Raw genomic sequence first — 19,605 nt, 5'->3', positions numbered from 1 at the left:
CAATGATATTTTTACATATAAATTTAATAGCAGGAGCAGGAAGAAGGCTAGCGATGTTGAAAGTAAACAATCAGATAAAGCAAAGCTATTTGCTTGAATGAGGTGAGAAGTGAGAATGGAAATAGTTGGTGCTGGCCAATGGAGAGAAAGCGAAGAGAGGTATCAGCATCTGGTTCACATGCTGCCAGATGGGCTAATTGTATTGTCCGAAGGTCATATTGTGTTTGCTAACTTTGCTTTCTTGAGCATGATAGGTGTAAACAAGCAGGAAGAAATCATTGCTCAGCCGATACACAAGTTCGTTCATTCCGATTATTTGGAGCAGTTCTCCACAAATATTCGCTATTTAATTCGAGAAGCTAATCCTTCTAATTTCATATATTTCAAGCTGATTCGATTGGATCAGGAGACAGTTGAGGTTGAACTAAGAGCGGTTGCAGTGAAATTTGACGGCAAGCCCGCCGTTCAGCTTATTATCCATGACATATCCAATCAGAAACGAATGGAAGCATCTCTTAACGAAAAGGATTATTTATACAAAAGCTTGATGGAAAGCGTTGTAGCAGGTGTATTCGTTGTGCAAAATTACAATATCGTTTATACCAATCCTTATTTAGCCGAGATGTTTGGCTACAAGGAGGAAGAGCTGCTCTCGCTCTCGCCAATCGATTTGATGGCGGAAGAAGAAATCATCAAGATCAGAAATGAAGTTATGAACGGTAGAGTAATTGGACGCGACCAATTTCCGCTTAAGTTTAAAGGGGTGAAAAAAAACGGATGCATCATCTATTTGGAAGGCAACAGCTCGATCATTATGTTCAACGGGCTGCCGTCCTTGCTTGGAACGGTGCAGGACGTTACCTTTAAGCAGGAAAAGGAGAAAACGCTCAGGGACAGCGCGAAGCTTTATCAGAAAATGATTAAATTTGTTCCCGAGCCGATCATGTTGAGCGATCAAGGCATTATCCTTTACGTGAACAAGCTGGCCATGCAGGTGTTCGGAATAGCCGAGGATATCCAGATCATCGGCAGAAGCGTGTTTGAATTTATTCACCCTAACGATCATGATTCGCTAATGGAAACGATGGAGAGCATTATGTCCTCGGATGAACCGACGCCGTTTCAAGAGCGGGTCATTATTCGTTCGGACGGACAATATTTGGATGTGGAGCTATCGTGCATTCGGATTAACAATTATTTGGGCAAAGATGTCATGCTCACGGTCATTCGCGATTTAACGGACCGCAAACAATCGGAGGAATTGCTCATTCGTTCCGAGAAGCTGTCTGCCATTGGACAGCTTGCGGCAGGAGTCGCGCATGAAATTCGCAATCCGCTGACGGCGCTCAAGGGCTTTACGCAGCTGCTTAGCGCTAAATATCCGGAGCAGCCGCACTATTTTACGATTATGGCCAATGAGATTGACCGTATTTCGCTTATCGTAAATGAATTCATGACGCTTGCAAAGCCGCATTTCTCAAAGTTTCACAACGAGCCTCTCGAGCCTATTCTGCAAAGCGTAATATCCATATTGGAAACGCAGGCTATTTTGCTCAATGTGGAATTAAAGGTTTGTTATGATCATACGAGGCCGTCGGTATACTGTAACGTTGATCAGCTGAAGCAGGTGTTTTTGAATATTATTAAAAATGCGCTCGAGGCGATGCCGCAGGGCGGCGAGGTTGTTTTAACGGTTACTACGATGGAGGACGGATACGTTCATATCCGGATTAAGGACGGCGGTCCCGGCATACCGGAGGAGCTGATCAAAAGGATCGGCGAGCCCTTCGTGACGACGAAGGAAAAAGGGACAGGTCTCGGGATTATGATCAGCACGCGTATTATTGAAGCGCACAAGGGTACGCTTCAACTTAGCAGCGTGATCAATGAAGGAACTGTAGTCGAAATCAAATTGCCGATACAGGAGCAGCAGCAGGAGGAAAGCTTAGGGTGAAACATAAGCTTTATCGCCAGCGGCGGCCGTCAAACGTTTGCGCTTGTGATGAAGCGTGAAGTAGATGACGGAAGAAAAGGCAATAATAAAGGCACTAAGCATGTACATAACACTGTAGCCGAAGATTGAAGCCAGCGAGCCAAGCGTATAGGAACCGATGCCGTAACCTAGATCGAACAGCAAATAGAACGTCGCAGTAGCGAGTCCTCTGCGATGAGCCGGAGCTGCAAGTACCGCTATCGTCTGAAAGCAAGGCAGCAAAGCGCCATAGCCAAGGCCGATGACGGCTCCGGAAATAAGCAGCAATACAGGTGAATCGGCTAGGCTTAACAGCAGCATGCCGATGGCGAATATGGCGATGCTCGGGTAGACGATGACATGCTCGCCTACCTGATCAAGCAATTTGCCGACAATGGGACGCGGCAAGACGATCATGATGCCGAAACAGACGAAGAAGTAGCTGGCATATTGATCAATGGCTTGCTCATGAGCGTATACGGACATAAATGTCACTAAGCCGCTATAGGCGAATGCTACAACAAAGCCGCTAAGCGCGATTGGAACGGCTTTCCGTTCAACAAGATCACGCCACCTGAGCTTTCTTATGGACTTCAATGGTTTTGGCTCAACAACGCTCACGGTGGAGGTTATCGGTATGCTAGTTTTGCGTTTGGTTGAAGCGCCCAGCACAAATGCAATTAATGAGCATGCCGCACATAATGCGAACATTGCCGTATAGCCGCCATAGGTCGTAATCGTTAAGCCAACGAACGGTCCGATAACCATTGCTAAGCTCATAAACAAGCTGAAATAGCTGATGCCTTCCCCTTTGCGATGCTCTGGAATAATGCCGATTGCGGTTGTATTTGTGGAGGTTGTTGCGATAGCGAAGGTGCCGCCGTGCAAAAAACGAACAAGCAGCAGCATGGCATAACCGAAAACGCCAAAGTAGGCAACGGAGCATAATAAAAATAGCAGCAATGATATGACGACGATTTTACGCTCACCGAACCTGTCCATAAGCTGGCCGGCAAAGGGACGAAGCAATACGGCGGCGATGACAAATACGGTCATAGATAAGCCGGCTTGCGTATCGGAGCCTCCAAGTCCGTTCGTTACATAAACCGATAATGCGGTTGCCAATATATAAAAAGCGAAAAATAAAAAAAAGCTGCTTAAACATATTTTAATGAAGTCGGCGCTCCACAGCTTGTTGGGATTCATTGTTTATTCTCCTCTCTGATGACGGTCTTGCCGTTACCTACTGAAGCTGCTCCGCATTTTTATTAATTTTTTCCATAAAACGTTTGAATGCTTCAATCTCATCCTCCGTTACGTCCGTTAAAATATGCGCGACAAAAGAAGCTTCAATCGGCGCAAGCGTTTGAGCATTCGTTCTACCGCTCTCCGTTACATAAAGCAGCTGCGATCTTCGATCGCTCGGATTCGCGACGCGCCGAACGAGCGCCTTACGCTCCAGCTGATCGACTAACCTTGTAATGTTGGCCGGGTCTTTGTCGGTGCGCTGCGCCAAATCCTTATGGGTAATTCCGTCATGCCCATCCAGACACATGAGCAGCGACCATTGCTCGGGTGTAACGTCATAATCTTGAAAAAGCTGCTGCAGCCGCTGGTTTAATCTGCGTCCTGTATTGCTTATGACATAGCCCACTGATTTCTTGAATTCCATTGTATTCACCTGGTTTCATTCATTTAGTTGTTATAACAATAATACGCTTATCAACTAAATGGGTCAACTGCTCCAATCCATGAATCAGGATTGGAGTTTATTACAGGCTGGTGGAATGGAGCTGATGCTGCTTGCGATATTGTTCGGGGGTGAGATCGGTATGTTGCTTAAAGGCGCGGCTAAAATGAGAGGGATGTTTAAAGCCGACCTCGTAGCCGACATCGGTTATCGGCTGAACGCCGTCGATTAGCTCGATTTTGGCCTGGTAGATTCTACGCTGCATCAGGAATTGGAAGATCGTGATGCCTGTAACCTCTTTGAACGTTTTAGCCAAATAATATTTGCTAAGATGAAGCTCCGTCTGTATGCCCTCCAGCGTTATCTCTTCGTTGTAATGGCGCTCCAAATAGGAGATAACCGCCTGCACGTGATGCTCCTTGGTTGACGGAAAGGTTGGTTTAGCCTTAAGAGGCTTCTGGCAAAGGTGATTGATCAAAATAAGAAAGTCGAGCAGCCTGGCCTGAAAGCGCTGTTGTGAAAAAGCGTCCCGCTGGACGTATAGCTGCTCCAGCTTGAGAAGCGTCTCTTCAACCTCAGCTTTCTCTGGGCCGCGAAGCTGTAATCTTACATTATGAAGCTTCTTGAAGGGCTCGAGCAGGTCATCAGCAAACGGCGGCTGGATAAATTGCTTAAAATAAAACGGGTCGAAATGAAGGGTGGAGCGGTGGTATTTCTCGCTCGGGTCGACATGCGCCCGGTGCAGCGTAATACCGTGCATGAGCAGCAGGTCGCCAGGCTCCAGCACGTGGATGCTGTCATTTATGAGATAGTTTACTTTCCCGCCATGAAAATAATAAATTTCATAATGAAAATGGGTATGATAAGGGATTTGAGCGTTAAAGTCGGAGCTCGTTCCCATCGTAAAGGGCAAGTTAATTTGGTGCTGTGTGCTCATCATTTTGCCTCCCCTCGTAATTACCCTCATTATACAACAACCACAGTCAAATAAAAGGGCAAACAGGATAATGCGAATGAAGCCGTTTTGTTCCCGAAGTGCTACTATAAAGACAGGTTCAGAAGACTTCACAAACAGCTACAATCACTTTCAAATAAAGGAGCGGCATCCTGATGCAGAGCGTTCGTTTAGGTATTATCGGGCTGGGAAATATGGGCAAGGGGCATATCGGTTACTTATTAAAGGGTGAAGTGAGCGGCGCCACAATAACGGCAGTCAGCGATAGCGTGGAAGCGAATCTCCTGTGGGCCAAAGAAAAGCTTGGCGATCAAGTAGGCTTATATGCCGATCCATATGAGATGATGGATTCCGGCCTGGTGGACGGCGTATTAATCGCGACGCCTCATTACTCGCATCCAGAGCTTGCAATCGCTTGCTTCGAACGCGGGCTGCATGTGCTTTGCGAGAAGCCGGCCGGCGTTTACACGAAGCAGGTTCGTCAGATGAACGAGGCGGGCAGCATGGCGAATGTGAAATTCAGCATGATGTACAACCAACGGACAAATCCGCTGTACGTAAAGCTGAAGGAATTAATCGATGCCGGCGAGCTTGGCGAAGTGAAACGGACCAATTGGATTATAACGAACTGGTACCGCTCTCAAAGCTATTATGATTCGGGTACATGGCGGGCGACTTGGGCGGGTGAAGGCGGCGGCGTCTTGCTTAATCAGGATCCGCACCAGCTAGACTTGTGGCAGTGGACAATCAGTATGATGCCGAAACGTGTCCGTGCTTTCTGTTATTTCGGCAAACACCGCAACATCGAGGTTGAGGATGACGTAACAGCTTTTGTGGAATACGAGAATGGCGCAACCGGCGTATTCGTTACGACGACTGGCGAGGCGCCCGGAACGAACCGGCTTGAAATAAGCGGCGACCTTGGCAAAATCGTGATCGAAAATAATACGTTAACCTTTTGGCGGCTGCGCGTGCCTGAGTCTGAATTTAATAAAAATTTTACCGGAGGTTTCGGCGAGCCGGAATGCTGGAAATGCGAAATTCCGGTCAAGGGCAGCTATCCGGATCATAAAGGAATTACGCAAAACTGGGTGAATGCGATTTTGTTCGACGAGCCATTGATTGCTCCCGGCGAGGAAGGCATCAAAGGGCTAATGCTTTCTAATGCTATGCTCCTGTCCACTTGGACAGACGGCTGGGTCGACCTGCCGATCGACGAGGAGTTATTCCATCAGTATTTGCAAGAGCGGATTGCCAGCTCGGCTTATCAAAAGGAGGAGTAGGACGAATGAGTAAAGCGGACGGTATGAAGTATGCGCCAAAGGGAAAGCCGAATAAAGTGGTTGAGGCTGGACAATTCGTTATCGCAGCGGTTAGCCTCGATCATGGACATATTTATGGAATGTGCAATGGGCTCGTGGAAGCGGGTGCGACTTTAAAATGGGTGTACGATCCCGATCCTGCTAAGGTGGAAGCATTCGTTCGTCAATACCCGCAGGTGCAGGCGGCTGATTCGGAAGAGCAGGTGCTCTCCGATTCTGAGGTGCAGCTCGTGGCAGCCGCCGCTATTACCTCTGAACGGGGACCGCTCGGCGTACGCGTTATGCGCAGCGGCAAGCACTATTTTACGGATAAGGCGCCATTTACGACACTTGAGCAGCTCTCGGACGCCCGTACCGCTTTTGCGGAGACAGGGAAAAAATATGCCGTTTATTACAGTGAGCGGCTGCATGTGGAGAGCGCTGTTTTTGCCGGTCAATTGATAGAGCAGGGCGCGATCGGACGTATCGTGCAGGTTATCGGACTTGGTCCGCATCGCTTGAATGCAGCGGCGCGGCCGGGATGGTTTTTCGAGAAGGAAAAGTACGGCGGCATTCTTTGTGATATCGGATCACATCAAATCGAACAGTTTCTGTATTTTACAGGAAATAGCAATGCGAGCGTCGTGAACAGCAAGGTCGCCAATTATGCGAATAAGGACTATCCGGAGCTTGAGGATTTTGGCGATATGACGCTTGTGGGAGATAACGGGGCTACCGGCTACTTCCGTGTCGATTGGCTGACGCCAAGCGGTCTAGGCACTTGGGGCGACGGCCGGATGACCATTCTCGGAACGGAAGGCTACATCGAGCTGCGAAAATATATCGATATTGCCAGAGACAAGGAAGGCGATCAGCTTTATTTGGTAAACGCGGACGGCGAGCAGCATATGCAGCTTGGAGGCAAGGTCGGCTTTCCTTATTTTGGCCAGCTGATACTCGATTGCTTGAACGGCACGGAGCTTGCCATGACGCAGGAGCATACCTTCAAAGCGGCAGAGCTGTCGCTGTTGGCTCAGAAGCATGCAACGAAAGTGGAGTAAGCGCAGCCTTTGAAGACATTTACAAGGAATTAGAAGGATAAGGGAGCTGTCTTTGGTCTATGACCGTGGACAGCTTCTTTTTTTTGTAACCATTACGATCTTGACGAAAGAAAATGATGTTGATATACTGTATAAAGCGTAATCATTACTATTAGTCGAAGAAGTCGGCTTTTTTAATCGAATATATTCGTAATCATTACGTTTTAAGAAGGGATAGAATAGAATTGAGGTGCTACCGTGACAGTGAACAAAATTCCGGTAACCGTATTAAGCGGCTATTTGGGCGCAGGCAAGACCACGATTATGAATCATGTATTGAACAATCGCGACGGTCTTAAGGTCGCCGTCATCGTAAATGACTTGAGTGAATTGAATATTGACGCATCTCTAATAAAGGATGGGGGCGGCTTATCCCGGACAGACGAGAAGTTAGTTGAAATGTCCAATGGCTGCATCTGCTGCACGCTGCGGGAGGACTTGCTGAAGGAAGTTGAGAAACTGGCGAAGGAAAATCGGTTTGATTACATATTGATTGAATCGACTGGCGTCGGCGAGCCGGTTCCCGTCGCTCAGACCTTTACTTATATCGATGAAGAGCAAGGTATCGATCTGACACAATTTTGCAGGCTCGATTGTATGGTAACGGTCGTGGATGCTTACCGTTTCTGGCATGATTACTCCTCCGGCGAAACTTTATTGGAGCGCAGTCAAGCAGTTGACGAAGGGGATACCCGTGAGGTTGTCGATTTGCTGATCGACCAAATCGAGTTTTGCGACGTGCTTATTTTGAATAAATGCGATCTTGTCGGCGAAGAAGAATTGGCAGAGCTTGAGGGTGTGCTCCGAGCACTGCAGCCGCGCGCCAAATTCATTCGCACCTCCAAAGGCAAAGTGGATCCGAAGGAGATTTTGAACACATCGCTGTTCAACTTCGACGAGGCTAGTCAATCGGCGGGATGGATTAGAGAAATGGCGGCGCCCTCTCATACGCCGGAAACGGAAGAATACGGCATATCCTCATTCGTTTATGAAAGGGTCAAGCCGTTTCATCCGCAACGGCTAATGGAATGGATGGAGGAATGGCCGGAGGAAATCGTCCGGGCGAAAGGCATGGTATGGCTTGCGACACGAAATGATTACGCTCAAAGCTTAAGCCAAGCTGGTCCTTCCATTCAATTCGGGCCAGCCGGTCAGTGGGCAGCTGCCTTGACTGAAGCGGAGCGCGAGGCTGTGCTGCAGGAGGATGCCGAGCTTGCCGGCTTATGGCATGAGGAATACGGCGATCGTATCAACAAAATCGTATTTATCGGAATCGAAATGAATCGAACGAAGCTGATCGACTCGCTCGACAGCTGCTTACTGAGCGATAGTGAGCTAACGCAGGATTGGAGTGAGTTCCCGGATTCTTTCCCAAATGCATCGAATGAGCAGTTGGAATCGACCGTTCATTGATGCAGGTATTCTACGAAAATTTTTTCGGAGGTGAATGAAGTGAGAGTAATTGTGACGCTTGCTTGTACAGAGACGGGTGACCGCAACTATACAACGACAAAAAACAAACGGACGACGCCGGAGCGGTTGGAGGTTAAAAAATACAGCCCGCGGCTCAAACGGGTTACGGTCCATAGAGAAACGAGATAACAGCAGCGATGAGACGATTGGATGATAATATCCAGTCGTACACCAAGCAGCTGCTCGCTGCAACAACTTAGCTGCTCGGACGATAGGGGCTGTCTCAGGAGAAATGCTCCGGAGGCAGCTGTTTTTTGCGTGCGGGCATGAAAAAGAGGAGGCTGTACGGACAGAAATAGCAAGAAGGGCATATGCAGCTTCCGGTCTCAGGCATGAGGGCCGCATGTCAAGGTAAAATGAGATGCGTGAAAATGCGTGAAAAAAGCAATTGACAGCTCTTCAGATCATTGGTAACATATGTTCGTGAACACGCGTTCATACATATCGTTCGGGCCGTCCAAGTGGAGCAGCGCGAACGTTTTGATGAGTTGCTTTGCGGCAGGTTGAGCCTGAACAGGCTGTTATTATTTTTTAAAACAAAATAAACGCGTGTTTACGATAATGCCGGTGTTTTTACTTTGAGAGGGGGGATGCGAATGTAGGAGGCGTGATTTTTTTACTTTGGGAGTATGAGAAGGCGCAATTGCTTTTGCAGCATATACATTCGATAGCGATAAATACAACCTAAGGGAGTCGATAAGCTTGGACAATAATATTCTCGGAACACGGACGATTACTCAAATTGGACTATTAGTTAACGATATTGATGAAACCTCGCAAGCTTATGCGGACTTTTTCGGGGTGGAGAAGCCAGGCTGGTTCTGGACAGATACGGTAGACAAGGCGCAAACGGAATATAACGGAGAATCGTCGGCGGCTCGCGCTAAGCTTGCCTTTTTCGACATGGGCTCCCTGCAGCTTGAGCTCATTGAGCCGGATAACCATCCGAGCACTTGGAGAGAGCATCTTGACAAGCATGGGGAAGGCCCGCATCATATTGCCTTCGTCGTTGACGGTATGAAAGAAAAGGTTGCTTCGATGGAGAAGAACGGTATGGCGTTAGTCCAAAAAGGAGAGTACACCGGCGGACGATATGCTTACATGGATACGTTTAAGCAGTTGAAAATGATGCTGGAGCTGCTGGAGAACGATAAGGAATAGCGGATTTCAGATACAATAAGCTGCACAATACAGATCTAGACAGGAGGAGTAAGCTACATGAACATACTGATTACAGGTGCGAATCGAGGCTTGGGCTTGGCGCTTGCTACAGAAGCGTGTGAGCGCGGACACCATGTACTGGCTGGTGTCCGCGGCCCTGACTCTGCTGCTGAGGACTTGCAGGAACTGCTTGCGAAGTTTACCGGACAATTGACGATACTGCCGCTGGATGTCGCGGATGAGAACTCGGTCCGTTATGCTTGTGAGCAATTGAAAAGCCGAATTCGCAGTCTTGACGCCATTATTAACAGCGCAGCGATATTGCTCGGGAGGGACCAAAAGCTGGAGCAGCTTGATATGGAGCAGGTGGAGCAATCCTTCCAGACGAATTTGTTCGGCCCGATTGTGGTGCTCAAGCATTTCTTGCCGCTGCTTCGCCAAGGAGAGCGGCAAAGCATTATCAATATTAGCTCGGAAGCGGGCAGCTTTGCTGGCGCTTATGGCGGGGACTATTCCTACGCGCTCTCCAAGTCCGCTCTGAATATGTTCTCCGCACAGCTTCGCCGCGAGCTGGCGCCGCAGGGCATAGTCGTTCATGCGCTTCATCCGGGCTGGATCAGAACGGATATGGGCGGCGAGCAGGCACCGTGCGATGCGACGGTATCCGCTGCCGGCATATTGAATATCATAGAGCGGAAAACGGAAGCGGAAGCGCTGTTTATCGATCATCAGGGCGCCCCTATGAAAGTATAAGGTGCTTAAGTGAAGAGAGGGAGAGTTGGATGAAAACAGTAGTCGCCTTAGTAGGTGATTTCTATCATAAGGAAGAGCTCGCGCGCGAATCGCTGCTTAAGGCGCTGGCTGAGCGCATCGCTGCAGCGGAGCTGCAGGTACATTTTGCCGCGGATACGGACAGCTTGATAGCTGCGCTGGGGAATGCTCCCGACGCCGTTATATTGTTCGCTGAGGACCGGGTTTCCCCCATAGCGCAGCCAGAATCGAAAATGGATGACCTCTGCGGTATCGGATCAGATCGTAAGATATGTGGAGAATGGCGGAGGCTGGTTAGCCTGGCATTCAGGGCTCGCGTCTTACCCGGTAGACAGCAGCTATACGCGAATGCTTCGCGGTTATTTCTTATCCCATCCCGAGCAGCATAAGCCGGTGAGCTATATCGCTGCAGGCAACGGGCAGCAAGGGACATTCGAGTTCGTTGACGAGCACTATTTTGTCCATTGCGATGAGGAGAATACAGAGGTTTTCCTTCGTTCCGCATCAACGGATGGCGAGTCGATTGCAGGCTGGCGTCATCGGTTTGCTGCCGGTAGAGTGAGCTGCTTAACGCCGGCGCATCGTGAAGAGGGCTTGCTTCATTCGGATTTTTCGGGCTGGCTGAAGCGTGAAATAGAGTGGCTTGCCGATTTAAACTCTAAATAATAAAGCAAACGGGATACAAGAGATCCGTATCGACTCAATTTTAGCGGATTGATGCTTTGGCTAGCCCCCAAAAAAAGAGCCGCCAGGCAAGGTCTTAGACCGAGCCAGGCAGCTCCTTTTTTTGCTGCTTACAGGTATACAGCTTTGCCGGTTTTGGACGATTCATAGATCGCTTCAAGAATTTGCGAAACGACGAAGGCCTGCTCCGGTTTAACGACAGGGTCGGTATCCTCGTCGATGGCTTTCAGCCACATTCTCATTTCGAGATCGGCGTCGCTTTCGGTTTTGCCGTCGTAGAAGGCAACTCCGCCTGCATTTAAATCAACTTTCGTCATATACAAACGGCTGTGCTGCTCGCCATTAATGCGAAGGCCATCCTTCATATCCGCGCCGCCTTCTGTTCCGGACAACGTACACTTGGCTTCGTCAACTTCAAGCGTGTTGAGCGCCCAGCTGGATTCCAGCACGATCGTAGCGCCATTTTCCATGACGATCATTCCGAATGCGGAATCCTCGACCGTGAACTTTGCCGGGTCCCAAGGGCCCCAAGCGTTTGCGGCGTTTTCGCGCTGCGAAAGCTTATGGTAGGAAGTACCAAGCACGACCTTCGGCTTATAGTTGTCAAGCATCCACAGCGTCAGATCCAGCGCGTGAGTGCCGATATCGATAAGCGGTCCGCCGCCTTGCTTCTCCTCATCAAGGAAAACGCCCCAAGTCGGCACCGCGCGGCGGCGAATCGCATGCGCTTTCGCGTAATAAATGTCACCAAGCTCGCCAGCCTCGCATATCTTCTTTAAATGCTGGCTGTCTGGACGGAAGCGGTTGTTATAGCCAACGGTAAGCTTCTTGCCCGTACGGCGGGCTGCGTCCAACATGCGCTGAGCATCGTATGCGGTTTTGGCCATCGGCTTCTCGCTCATGACATGCTTGCCGGCTTCAAGCGCAGCGATTGCGATATCCGCGTGCGAGTCGTTAGGCGTACAGACGTGAACGATTTCGATTGAGGAATCGGTCAACAGCTCCGTATAATCTTTGTATACTCTTGCGTCTTCAGTACCGTATAAGCCAGCTGCTTCAATAGCGCGCTGCTCGATAATATCGCAGAACGCAACGATTTCAACGTTATCCAGCTTCTTTAGGCTTGGCAGATGCTTACCGTTTGCAATACCTCCACAGCCGATAATCGCAAGTTTATATATTTTGGACATGTTTAAAAGCCTCCCAGTCGTTTCATACGATTTATAATTGCGGAATTTTGTGACGAGTGCTCTTCCGGTATTCGGAAGGAGTGACGCCGAATTTTTTGCGAAACACAGCATGCAGATAGTTTCCGCCGGCAAAGCCGGCAAGCTTGGCTATTTTCTCCACGGATTGCTCGCTCTCCTGCAGCTCGCGGCATACGGCATCAAGGCGGATGTCTTCAAGAATCCGACTGAAGGTATGTCCGTGATGGAGCTCCTTGAACAGCCGCTGAATATGCCGGGAGCTCAGGTTAAGCTTATCTGCAACGTCATCCAGCGTGATAATGCCGTTATAGTTAGCGTAAATATACTCCATGGCGAGCCGGTAACGGTAAGCCTTCATATCGCGCGTCGGCAGATGCTTCTGCTCGCTTGCGCTGTCGTAAGCGCGAACGGCGCGCAGCAATATTTGGATAACCGTTTGCTTGATGGTCGTGTAGCTCCCGACAAAATTATCGCTGCAGGCCTGGTAGGCCTCAAGAAAGCGGGGCATCGCTTGGTGCAGGTCATTAGTCGGGAATAGCGGAAGCGTTCTTAGCTTCTCGATACAATCGCGCGCTTCGGCGGCTTCCCAATCATCCGTATGGATAGTATCGCCGCCGTCCTGCGCTGCCCGGTCGATGATGCCGACGTGCAGGCAGAGCTCATCCATTGCTTCAAGGACATCTGCTTCTTGATAATGCATAATATCAGGTCCGGTTAAATAGAACATGCCCGGCTTAAGCGCGTATTCTTGATCGACAATAATGACCTTTCCTTTGCCCTGCGGTATGAAATGAAATTCATATTCCGCATGCTTGTGAAATCCGACAATTCTACCGGGAGGAAATTGCGTCAGATGGAAGCGCAGCACATGAATGTCGTATTGTCCCCACCTGATGCACAGCTCAAGACGCTCAAGCGCATCCTGGCGTTCATGCATCACCTCGTAAGGGAAGTTAGGCATGCCGATTCCTCCTCGGAGTACTCTGTTTTACTCGTGCGGTTACTCGCTCAGCTCGTCAATCCGAACGGAACGATGCTCGCGGGCGGACAGATTCGAAGCTTCCATTAGCTTTGTCAAATCAATGGCCAGGCTAATATTTTCGTCTGCCGTTGTGTTGTTTTCGATATGCTGAACCCATTGCTCGAAAGCGCTCTCTCTTGCCGGCGGAATGGCCTGCGCTGTCCATTGCTCAGAGGATTCGGCACCTGGAGCGGATGTGCGAAGCAGCAGCTTGTTGTTAGGCGTGCCGTACAGCAGCGTTCCTTCCGTGCCATGTACCTCAAGCGTAAACGGGGAATGATTGTTAACGAAGCCGGCCTCTACGATTCCGATCGCGCCGGAAGGAGCGGATAAGACCGATACCGCGTTATCCTCCACTTGCTTGCCGGTCAGGTAACCGAAATGAGCCGATACCTCCTTAGGCATTTCGTTCATAAACAGTCTGGTCAAATACATAGGATGACAACCCAAATCGATTAATGCGCCTCCGCGGCATTCCTCTAAGCTGTAGAAATGCTCAGGCAGCCAGTTCGCGGTTGCCCCGTTATGAGACAAGCGGGCCCGTACCAGCGTTATTTTTCCAAGTATGCCTTGGGATAAAATATCGCGAATCGCTAGCGTATAGCCGTCATTTAAACGAGGCAGCGATACCGTTAATTTTACATTATTTTTGGTTACTTCATCCAGTATGGCATTCGCTTCCTTCAACGTTGCAGCTACAACCTTTTCTGTGAAAATATGCTTGCCCGCTCTTGCCGCCGCTACCATAACCTCTTGATGCCTTACGGTCGGCGCGTCGACAATGACGGCGTCAATATCGCCCTGCTTCAGCATTTCATCTAAATTTTCATAGAAAGAAGCACCCAGCTTCCCGGCAGCTGCCTGTCCGCGTTCCGCGATTTCATCCCATACCGCGACGATTTCCGTACCCGGATGCTCCTGCGCTTGCTTCGTATAGTCCCATGCGTGCACATGCCAATAACTGATTTTACCAATTCGGATCATCGGTTCATCTCTCCCTGCGCGTCTATCGTGATTTCATCATTCGTATACAAATATATGACAACAAATATAATCTAACACATTTTATCGCTTATTTTTAGTGTAATTTAATGACTACAAATATATGAAATTACGACATTATTTCTGTTTGTTTATAAATACTGCTTGCGATAGCCACGCGGGGATAAGCGAGTGATTTTTTTGAACGTTTTGCCGAAATGGGAAAAGTTATCAAAGCCGACGGCAGCGGCAATATCCGTTATGCTGGTATCGGATTCGCGGAGCAGACGCTGCGCTTCCTTTATTCTTGTTAAAATGACGTAATCGGAAAAGGTGAAGCCTGTCATCTCCTTAAACATGCGGCTCAAATAGTAGGGGCTGATGAAAAAATGCTCCGCAAGCCCGCCAAGCCGAAGCGGCTCTGCAAAGTGAGCGTTAATATAGCGGATCACTTCTGATATTTTCGCATGCATGGGCGTTGCATGGTGGAGCGGAGCAGGCTCGTGCTGCTGCGTATATCTGGCTGAGAGAAGCAGCAGCTCGGTTAACGCATAAGGAGGAAAAAGCTCATAGCCGTCAGGCTTCTGCCGGATCTCCGTGAGCAGCCTCCGCATGATTTGGTCAGCTGCCAGCTGCTCCTGCCTCGGCAAGCGTATGATGTGGGATGGCTGCCGGAACGGCGTTAATAAGAGGCCGGCGTGCTTTCCCGCTAAGCGGCTGATCATCGCGTCATCGAAGTGAATGATGATGCGTTCATGGGAGGAATCGCCGGTTTGCATCGTTTTGTGCAGCTCATGCTTGCGGATGAAGACAAGGTCTCCTTGCTCGACGGAATAAGAACGATCGCGTATAAAATAGATCCGCTGTCCGGACAGCATATAGTAGATTTCATAATAGTCATGGTAATGATCGTCTTCCATCGTGTAGGGCGCTGAACGCTTTACATACTCCACGTACAGCTCGGGAGTAGAGCCGAAGCTGCAGGTTTCGGGCTGATTGGTCATCCTGGATCCGCTCCTCTTATTTTTACCGCAAAAAAAGCGGTGTTTTACAAAAATAAAGCATGATATGCAGAGAATTATATCACTCTCATGCAGTATGATGAAAGTAAGTAAATCGAGGGAGGAATAAGGATTATGTCAAAAAAACGTTATGTATTGGTAGGCAGCGGCGGCAGAGCTGAATTTTTCTATGGCGCACTTGCAGCCGATTTCAGGGATACGTCGGAGCTGCTCGCTTTTTGCGATATTAACCAAACCCGGATGGACTATGCAAACCGCATTTTAGTTGATAAATATAAACATGCTTCTGTAAGAACGTACAAATCGAATGAATTCGATCAAATGATCGAAACAGAGAAGCCGGATGCGGTTATCGTAACGAGCGTGGACCGCACGCATCATACGTATATCATTCGGGCGCTTGAGCTTGGGTGCGATGTGGTTACAGAAAAGCCGATGACGGTCGACGAGAAAAAATGCCAGGAAATTTTGGACGCGGTTGAGCGTACGGGCCGCCATGTGCGGGTAACGTTCAACTACCGATATGCGCCGCATCATACGAAGGCTAGAGAGCTTATTGCAAGCGGTACGATCGGCAAAGTAACCTCCGTTCACTTCGAGTGGCTGCTCAATACGCAGCACGGCGCTGATTACTTCCGCAGATGGCATCGCAACAAGCATAACAGCGGCGGCTTGCTCGTGCATAAATCGACGCATCACTTTGATCTCGTCAATTTTTGGATCGGCTCGCAGCCGGAGTCGGTGTTTGCTTACGGAGACCTTTTGTTCTACGGACGTGAAAATGCGGAGCAGCGCGGCGAAACGCAATTTTATGAGCGCGCGACAGGAAATAGGGTTGCCGAGAACGATCCTTTTGCGCTGCATCTGGATAAAAATGATCATTTAAAAGCGATGTATTTGGATGCGGAGCATGAGGACGGCTACCGCCGCGATCAGAGCGTGTTCGGGGACGGCATAAATATTGAAGACACGATGGGCGTGCTCGTCCGCTACAAAAACAACGCGATCTTAACGTATTCCTTAAACGCTTACTTGCCTTGGGAAGGTTATCGCATCGCGTTTAACGGAACGAAGGGCCGCATTGAGATGAATATTGTCGAGCAGTCGTACGTCAATTCCGGCGGAGAGAAATCGCAGGAGGGCGCGCTGCAGGAACAAACGATTAAAGTGTTCCCAATGTTTGCCGCTCCGTATGCGGTCGAGGTAGAGGAAGGTCTCGGCGGCCATGGCGGCGGTGATCCCGTATTGCTGAACGATTTATTCGGAACGGCTGAGGAAGACCTGTTCAACCGCGCGGCTGATCATATTGACGGGGCAAGATCGATTCTTACGGGCATCGCAGCGAACCGTTCGATTCAAACGGGGCTAGCGGTACAGATCAATGACCTTGTGAAGTTTCACAAATAGCGAAAGGGGAGAATCGGGAATGAAGCCATTTTTGGACGACGATTTTTTGTTATCGAATGAAACGGCGAGACGGTTATATCATGATTTTGCGAAGGACATGCCGATTATAGATTATCACTGCCATCTAAGTCCGCAGCAAATATTCGAGAATACGAGCTTTGCGAACCTTACGGAGGCTTGGCTTTATGGCGACCACTATAAATGGCGGGCGCTGCGCGCGAATGGAATAGAGGAGCGCTACGTAACGGGCGGCGAAGGCGTGACCGATTACGACCGCTTCGAGGCTTGGGCAAAAACGGTTCCGCAAACGATCGGCAATCCGCTTTATCAATGGTCGCATTTGGAGCTCCGCCGTTATTTCGGCGTGTACGAGCTTATTAATGAGAAAAATGCGCCGGCGATTTGGGAGCAGGTTAATGCGAAGCTGGCGACTGGCCGGTTTAAAGCGCGCGATTTGATCAAGATGTCGGGCGTCGAGGTGATTTGCACGACAGATGATCCGGTTGATTCGCTTGCGTATCATATCGCGATCAAGGAGCTGGAAGATTTCAACGTGCAGGTGCTGCCGTCTTTCCGGCCGGACAAAGCGCTTGAGATAAACCGCGGAACGTTTCTGGAGTGGATCGGCAAGCTTGAGGCTGCGGCGTCCAGCGCGATTGAGAGCTATGATGATTTGCTTACCGCGCTTGCGGCGAGAGTGAAGTTTTTCGATGAGGCCGGCTGCAAAGTATCCGACCATGCGCTCGATTACGTTGCTTACGCCGAGTCGACGAAGGCTGATGCTGAGGCTATTTTCGCCAAAGCTTTAAACGGAGAAACGGTTAGTCTGGAAGAAGAGAAGCAATACAAAACGTATACGCTGCTTTTCCTGGGACGCCTATATGCCGAGCGGGGATGGGCGATGCAGTTCCATATTAATGCGGCAAGAAACAACAGCTCCCGCATGTTCGGCAAGCTGGGACCCGATACCGGCTTCGACTCGATCAACGACAGCGCAGTGGCATACCCGCTTGCAAAGCTGCTTGATGCGCTGGATAAAGACGATGCGCTTCCGAAAACGATTCTTTATTCGCTTAATGCGAAGGATAATGACGTGCTCGGCTCGGTTATCGGAAGCTTTCAGGGCGGCGGGGTGCCGGGGAAAATTCAGCTTGGCTCGGCGTGGTGGTTCAATGATACCAAAAACGGTATGCTGGACCAGATGAATGCGCTTGCTAATTTGGGCCTGCTTAGCCGCTTTGTCGGCATGCTGACCGATTCCCGCAGCTTCCTTTCCTACACCAGGCATGAATATTTCAGACGCCTGCTTTGCAATCTGCTTGGCGAATGGGTCGAAAATGGCGAGGCTCCGCTGGATATGGAGCTGCTCGGCGATATGGTTCAAAACATTTCCTACCGCAACGCGAAAGCTTACTTCGGTTTTTAGCCTTAAGAAACGTTCTGCATTTCCGCTAGTCCGGCGGAAGCTGCGGAACGTTTTTTGTGTTCAGCCGGTAAGCGGCCATTACATATTTGAGCATTTGCGGCCCGGCTATGTTGGCGGCGATGCCGAATAACTCGGAATTAGCCGTTTTTCTGCAAAGCAAATAGAAGGCTGTGCCTCCAATGAGCTCGAACGCGATAAATTCCTTCCATTTCCATGCGGGAATCACGTAGACCGTAAATTCTTTGTTTCGGGCAGCTCGCGCTCGTTTAAGCAAAGTGAAGGTCCTCCTGCTAATTGGCACATTACAATCGTAATAGGGTATGCCAAGCGGCTTATCCAACATTCGCAAGAGAATATGAAATTATAGATTAGGAAAATAAAGTCTAGGACTAACGATGCATATTAATAACTTAGGCATTACAGTCGTTGACTTTATTTGCCAATAGCGTTACTGTTTTTATAGGAGTTTTATTGGGGGATGATAAATTGGGATACTTATATATTAAAAGGGGTATGGATATTTTAATATCTTTAATTGGGTTGTTGATGTTGAGTCCGGTAATACTCTTAATAAGTATGCTAATTAAGTTTGATGATCCAAAAACTACAATATTTTTCAAACAACTACGGGTGGGTAAAAACGGAAATTCTTTTTTTATTTACAAATTCCGGACAATGCATCAAAATGCAGAAAATATTCTAATGGAAAACAACAATTTATATAAAAAATATCTTAAAAACAATTACAAATTAGAACAAAATGAAGACCCAAGAATAACAAAAATTGGTTTATGGTTGAGGAAAACTAGCATGGATGAAATTCCGCAATTGATAAATGTATTAAAAGGTGAAATGAGTTTAGTTGGACCAAGACCTGTCGTGCCTGAAGAACTTGAAGAATATAAATCAAAAAAGAATGAATTTCTTTCTGTTAAACCTGGAATGACGGGGTATTGGCAGATTTGTGGAAGAAGCAACGTTGGTTATCCTGAAAGAGTCGATCTTGAATTGTATTATGTAAAAAGAAAATCACTTATGTTTGATTTATTAATAATATTCAAAACAATTCCTTCTGTTTTGAAAAAAGATGGCGCATTTTAAGGTTGGTGTTGGTTGTTTATGGAGCCGTTTGAACATAAAAACAAGTTTTATAAGGGTTGTGCTTGGGGTATTTCTATATCACTGATAATTTGGATACTTATTGTTTATCTTATTTATAAAATTATTTAAGTGTCTTTTGTCCATAAGGAGATTACTGCAACATAATGTAATCTCGCAGATAATCTTCAATGCTCGATAAGGAAGTATTATAATAAAGCGCATAAACAGGCACTACTGAACTGTGACCCTATTTGTGGACGGTTTATAACAAACAGCCCTAGGCTTAACTAGCAAGGAGATGACCTCTGAATTCGTCGGGGGTCATCTTTTTT

General features: G+C 48.5%; 20 protein-coding genes. 12 read left to right on the top strand and 8 right to left on the bottom strand.

Annotated elements, in window-relative coordinates; genetic code table 11:
* Positions 1 to 115 precede the first annotated feature (115 nt).
* Positions 116 to 1,954: a PAS domain S-box protein gene (locus ASG81_RS11110; RefSeq protein WP_056633416.1), complete on the top strand. Its 1,839-nt coding sequence runs from the start codon at positions 116 to 118 to the stop codon at positions 1,952 to 1,954.
* Here ASG81_RS11110 and ASG81_RS11105 read toward each other — a convergent pair.
* The 3 genes from ASG81_RS11105 to ASG81_RS11095 all read right to left on the bottom strand — a co-directional run bounded on the left by ASG81_RS11105 (position 1,946) and on the right by ASG81_RS11095 (position 4,602).
* Positions 1,946 to 3,178, bottom strand: a complete 1,233-nt coding sequence (locus ASG81_RS11105) for an MFS transporter (RefSeq protein WP_056633413.1) — start codon at positions 3,176 to 3,178, stop codon at positions 1,946 to 1,948. The genes ASG81_RS11110 and ASG81_RS11105 overlap by 9 nt on opposite strands.
* A 37-nt stretch (positions 3,179 to 3,215) precedes the next feature.
* Positions 3,216 to 3,644 carry a MarR family winged helix-turn-helix transcriptional regulator gene (locus ASG81_RS11100; RefSeq protein WP_056633410.1) on the bottom strand — a complete coding sequence of 143 codons (429 nt, stop codon included), beginning with the start codon at positions 3,642 to 3,644 and terminating at the stop codon, positions 3,216 to 3,218.
* Positions 3,645 to 3,744: 100 nt separating this feature from the next.
* Complete coding sequence (locus ASG81_RS11095) at positions 3,745 to 4,602, bottom strand: helix-turn-helix transcriptional regulator (RefSeq protein WP_162255020.1); 858 nt, start codon at positions 4,600 to 4,602, stop codon at positions 3,745 to 3,747.
* 170 nt (positions 4,603 to 4,772) lie between these two features.
* Between ASG81_RS11095 and ASG81_RS11090 the strand changes: the two genes are divergently transcribed.
* From ASG81_RS11090 to ASG81_RS32680, 8 genes are all read left to right on the top strand, one after another.
* A complete protein-coding gene (locus ASG81_RS11090) occupies positions 4,773 to 5,900 on the top strand; it encodes a Gfo/Idh/MocA family protein (protein WP_056633404.1) in 1,128 nt (375 codons plus the stop codon).
* A gap of 5 nt (positions 5,901 to 5,905) precedes the next feature.
* Positions 5,906 to 6,979: a Gfo/Idh/MocA family protein gene (locus ASG81_RS11085; RefSeq protein ID WP_056633401.1), complete on the top strand. Its 1,074-nt coding sequence runs from the start codon at positions 5,906 to 5,908 to the stop codon at positions 6,977 to 6,979.
* 237 nt (positions 6,980 to 7,216) lie between these two features.
* Positions 7,217 to 8,431: a GTP-binding protein gene (locus ASG81_RS11080; RefSeq protein WP_327205162.1), complete on the top strand. Its 1,215-nt coding sequence runs from the start codon at positions 7,217 to 7,219 to the stop codon at positions 8,429 to 8,431.
* A 39-nt stretch (positions 8,432 to 8,470) separates the two neighbouring features.
* Positions 8,471 to 8,620: a 50S ribosomal protein L33 gene (gene rpmG / locus ASG81_RS29795; RefSeq protein ID WP_053377650.1), complete on the top strand. Its 150-nt coding sequence runs from the start codon at positions 8,471 to 8,473 to the stop codon at positions 8,618 to 8,620.
* A gap of 573 nt (positions 8,621 to 9,193) precedes the next feature.
* Complete coding sequence (locus tag ASG81_RS11070; RefSeq protein WP_056633393.1) at positions 9,194 to 9,652, top strand: VOC family protein; 459 nt, start codon at positions 9,194 to 9,196, stop codon at positions 9,650 to 9,652.
* A gap of 57 nt (positions 9,653 to 9,709) precedes the next feature.
* Positions 9,710 to 10,405, top strand: coding sequence for an SDR family oxidoreductase (locus tag ASG81_RS11065; protein WP_056633391.1), 696 nt, complete (start codon positions 9,710 to 9,712; stop codon positions 10,403 to 10,405).
* 29 nt (positions 10,406 to 10,434) lie between these two features.
* On the top strand, positions 10,435 to 10,812 hold the full coding sequence (locus tag ASG81_RS32685; protein WP_056633387.1) for a hypothetical protein: 378 nt from the start codon (positions 10,435 to 10,437) through the stop codon (positions 10,810 to 10,812).
* Positions 10,697 to 11,089 (top strand): ThuA domain-containing protein, encoded by a 393-nt coding sequence (locus tag ASG81_RS32680; protein WP_235548826.1) that lies wholly within the window; start codon positions 10,697 to 10,699, stop codon positions 11,087 to 11,089. Before ASG81_RS32685 ends, ASG81_RS32680 begins: the two co-directional genes overlap by 116 nt.
* 128 nt (positions 11,090 to 11,217) lie before the next feature.
* Here the strand turns inward: ASG81_RS32680 and ASG81_RS11050 are convergent, their stop codons facing one another.
* From ASG81_RS11050 to ASG81_RS11035, 4 genes are all read right to left on the bottom strand, one after another.
* On the bottom strand, positions 11,218 to 12,297 hold the full coding sequence (locus ASG81_RS11050) for a Gfo/Idh/MocA family protein (RefSeq protein ID WP_056633381.1): 1,080 nt from the start codon (positions 12,295 to 12,297) through the stop codon (positions 11,218 to 11,220).
* A 31-nt stretch (positions 12,298 to 12,328) separates the two neighbouring features.
* A complete protein-coding gene (locus ASG81_RS11045) occupies positions 12,329 to 13,276 on the bottom strand; it encodes an AraC family transcriptional regulator (protein WP_056633378.1) in 948 nt (315 codons plus the stop codon).
* Positions 13,277 to 13,315: 39 nt separating this feature from the next.
* On the bottom strand, positions 13,316 to 14,320 hold the full coding sequence (locus tag ASG81_RS11040) for a Gfo/Idh/MocA family protein (protein ID WP_056633374.1): 1,005 nt from the start codon (positions 14,318 to 14,320) through the stop codon (positions 13,316 to 13,318).
* 149 nt (positions 14,321 to 14,469) lie between these two features.
* Positions 14,470 to 15,321: an AraC family transcriptional regulator gene (locus ASG81_RS11035; RefSeq protein ID WP_056633371.1), complete on the bottom strand. Its 852-nt coding sequence runs from the start codon at positions 15,319 to 15,321 to the stop codon at positions 14,470 to 14,472.
* Positions 15,322 to 15,453: 132 nt separating this feature from the next.
* Between ASG81_RS11035 and ASG81_RS11030 the strand changes: the two genes are divergently transcribed.
* Both ASG81_RS11030 and uxaC read left to right on the top strand, forming a co-directional pair.
* Entirely contained in the window at positions 15,454 to 16,746 is a 1,293-nt protein-coding gene (locus ASG81_RS11030; RefSeq protein ID WP_056633368.1) for a Gfo/Idh/MocA family protein, read from the top strand.
* 19 nt (positions 16,747 to 16,765) lie between these two features.
* Entirely contained in the window at positions 16,766 to 18,172 is a 1,407-nt protein-coding gene (gene uxaC, locus ASG81_RS11025; RefSeq protein WP_056633365.1) for a glucuronate isomerase, read from the top strand.
* 25 nt (positions 18,173 to 18,197) lie between these two features.
* Here the strand turns inward: uxaC and ASG81_RS11020 are convergent, their stop codons facing one another.
* Positions 18,198 to 18,446 (bottom strand): hypothetical protein, encoded by a 249-nt coding sequence (locus ASG81_RS11020; protein WP_056633361.1) that lies wholly within the window; start codon positions 18,444 to 18,446, stop codon positions 18,198 to 18,200.
* 239 nt (positions 18,447 to 18,685) lie between these two features.
* Here ASG81_RS11020 and ASG81_RS11015 point away from each other — a divergent pair, with 239 nt between their 5' ends.
* Positions 18,686 to 19,273, top strand: a complete 588-nt coding sequence (locus tag ASG81_RS11015; protein WP_081417273.1) for a sugar transferase — start codon at positions 18,686 to 18,688, stop codon at positions 19,271 to 19,273.
* The last annotated feature ends 332 nt before the right edge of the window (positions 19,274 to 19,605 follow it).

It is taken from the genome of Paenibacillus sp. Soil522 (assembly GCF_001428245.1).
Lineage (GTDB): Bacteria > Bacillota > Bacilli > Paenibacillales > Paenibacillaceae > Pristimantibacillus.
This window is presented reverse-complemented; position numbering and strand designations above follow the sequence as displayed.

Bases quoted from the DNA above. Each gene is read 5' to 3' on its own strand.
- ASG81_RS11090 (WP_056633404.1), top strand. From the start codon at position 4,773: ATGCAGAGCGTTCGTTTAGGTATTATCGGGCTGGGAAATATGGGCAAG.
- ASG81_RS11105 (WP_056633413.1), bottom strand. From the start codon at position 3,178: ATGAATCCCAACAAGCTGTGGAGCGCCGACTTCATTAAAATATGTTTA.
- ASG81_RS11015 (WP_081417273.1), top strand. From the start codon at position 18,686: ATGGATATTTTAATATCTTTAATTGGGTTGTTGATGTTGAGTCCGGTA.
- ASG81_RS32685 (WP_056633387.1), top strand. From the start codon at position 10,435: ATGAAAACAGTAGTCGCCTTAGTAGGTGATTTCTATCATAAGGAAGAG.
- ASG81_RS11085 (WP_056633401.1), top strand. From the start codon at position 5,906: ATGAGTAAAGCGGACGGTATGAAGTATGCGCCAAAGGGAAAGCCGAAT.
- uxaC (WP_056633365.1), top strand. From the start codon at position 16,766: ATGAAGCCATTTTTGGACGACGATTTTTTGTTATCGAATGAAACGGCG.
- ASG81_RS11110 (WP_056633416.1), top strand. From the start codon at position 116: ATGGAAATAGTTGGTGCTGGCCAATGGAGAGAAAGCGAAGAGAGGTAT.
- ASG81_RS11100 (WP_056633410.1), bottom strand. From the start codon at position 3,644: ATGGAATTCAAGAAATCAGTGGGCTATGTCATAAGCAATACAGGACGC.
- ASG81_RS11065 (WP_056633391.1), top strand. From the start codon at position 9,710: ATGAACATACTGATTACAGGTGCGAATCGAGGCTTGGGCTTGGCGCTT.
- ASG81_RS11095 (WP_162255020.1), bottom strand. From the start codon at position 4,602: ATGATGAGCACACAGCACCAAATTAACTTGCCCTTTACGATGGGAACG.
- ASG81_RS11030 (WP_056633368.1), top strand. From the start codon at position 15,454: ATGTCAAAAAAACGTTATGTATTGGTAGGCAGCGGCGGCAGAGCTGAA.
- ASG81_RS11050 (WP_056633381.1), bottom strand. From the start codon at position 12,297: ATGTCCAAAATATATAAACTTGCGATTATCGGCTGTGGAGGTATTGCA.
- ASG81_RS11045 (WP_056633378.1), bottom strand. From the start codon at position 13,276: ATGCCTAACTTCCCTTACGAGGTGATGCATGAACGCCAGGATGCGCTT.
- ASG81_RS11035 (WP_056633371.1), bottom strand. From the start codon at position 15,321: ATGACCAATCAGCCCGAAACCTGCAGCTTCGGCTCTACTCCCGAGCTG.
- ASG81_RS11040 (WP_056633374.1), bottom strand. From the start codon at position 14,320: ATGATCCGAATTGGTAAAATCAGTTATTGGCATGTGCACGCATGGGAC.